General features: G+C 45.9%; 1 protein-coding gene. It reads right to left on the reverse strand.

Features of this window, described 5'->3' with window-relative positions; genetic code table 11:
* Positions 1-167: 167 nt before the first annotated feature.
* A partial coding sequence (locus tag J7E21_RS16060) for a transposase (RefSeq protein ID WP_215109656.1) occupies positions 168-1,145 on the reverse strand: 978 nt, incomplete at its 5' end.

The following is a 1,145-nucleotide window of genomic DNA, read 5'->3' on the forward strand; positions in this document are numbered from 1 at the left end:
TTTTTCGTTGTTTTGCTACATATGTTTGTTCGCAAATTGTTAGTGTTCAAGTAGTAGTGGTAATTCACTGATATTTCTTTAGTTCAACATATATGAATCAATTTCATAAATCGCACTTTTAAAAAAGTGTAGACGACTTTACCGACCATTTTTTCTGTTTTTTAAATTTAAGCGGCTGCTAAAGCTGCGTGCTTGGCAGCTTTCAATCGATCACTCGCCAAGTGAGATGCGTTGTATATTAAGGTAACGAATTGAAAATGAACTTTCGCTTTCTTGCCTGTCCGGTGCCGAACGTTATTTAAATCGAAATACTCCTTCAAGTAGGCGTTGACGCGTTCCACTGCGGCACGCTGTTTATAGTACAGCGTCCATTTCAAGGAACCTCTGGCCGGAGACGTATACTTTCGAAGGTCGACTGACCTTTTGATTTTAAAGATTTTTTGGCAAAGGGAATCGTCTTTCAATGGACACGCCGCACACTCTTTGGGACGGACATATTTCAAGGTTTCGTATTTGGCGTCAAAACTGTCGTAGCGATACGAATGTTCCCGCACACACGTCGGCGCAAAATGTTCATCGAACCCGATGACTTCACCTTCCTGGCGCGGGTTATACGCAATGACGGCGTGGAGGTTCATCTCCTGAAGTTGGTGATAAATGGGCTTGTAATCGTAGCCCTTGTCCATGATGCCCGCTTGAAAAAGACTTGGCATGGTTTGCTGGATTTGCTTCAAGAGAGGGATGACGGCTTTTCCATCATTCAAGCTGCCGGAACTCATCAGCCCCCGGATGATGTACTGGCTCACCGTACTCACGGCCAAATGGGCTTTGTAGCCGAACCAAAACGTATTTTTTCCGTCACTGTTTTTCTTGATGCCCCATTTCGGATCAACCGGCATCTCGTTGACCAGTGCCTCGATGGAGGCATCCAATTGATGGACAATCTCTTTTTCATAGAGGGTTTTTTCGTCTTCCTGTTTTTGTTTCGCTGCTTGCCAGGCTGCCTGTTCGTCTTTCGGCTTTCGTCCCAGTTTCTTCGGCGCTGGCTTTTCCTTTTTCTTCGGCGCGGTCGGCTTGTCGCGTGCTTCAAAATGCGTGGCGTCAATCGCCAAGGACTCTTCGGTGATATAGCCTTCCTGAATCGA

Source organism: Planococcus sp. ISL-109 (assembly GCF_018613655.1).
Classification (GTDB): domain Bacteria; phylum Bacillota; class Bacilli; order Bacillales_A; family Planococcaceae; genus Planococcus.